Genomic DNA, 333 nt, shown 5'->3' with positions numbered 1-333 from the left:
GGCGCCACGCTCCAGAGCCCCCAGACGCACACGGTTCAGGCTCTCGTCGTACCCACTGAACTCCATGGTGCTGCCCAGGCGATAACCGTCCGACCAGGCGGTCACGCAGACCGAGCGCTCCTTCAACACCATGGGCCGCTTCGGCGCGAGACCAGGGCGGGTGTAGGTGATCGAGTAGCCCTTGCCCGGCTGGATCGGCAGCTTGAGTCCAAGTTGGTTGGCGAACGCGGGGCTCCAGGCGCCCAGCGCGAACACGAGCTCGCGCGGGTGCAGCACGCCACGGCTGGTGTGGACGGCCTCCACCCTGCCCTGCGCGGTGACGATGCGCTCCAC

At 68.8% G+C, this 333-nt stretch carries 1 protein-coding gene; it reads right to left on the bottom strand.

Annotated features, from left to right (window positions below; genetic code table 11):
* A partial coding sequence (locus FLQ44_RS22755; protein ID WP_147696169.1) for an NAD(P)/FAD-dependent oxidoreductase occupies positions 1-333 on the bottom strand: 333 nt, incomplete at both ends.

It is taken from the genome of Vogesella mureinivorans (assembly GCF_007644035.1).
GTDB lineage: Bacteria > Pseudomonadota > Gammaproteobacteria > Burkholderiales > Chromobacteriaceae > Vogesella > Vogesella mureinivorans.
This window is presented reverse-complemented; position numbering and strand designations above follow the sequence as displayed.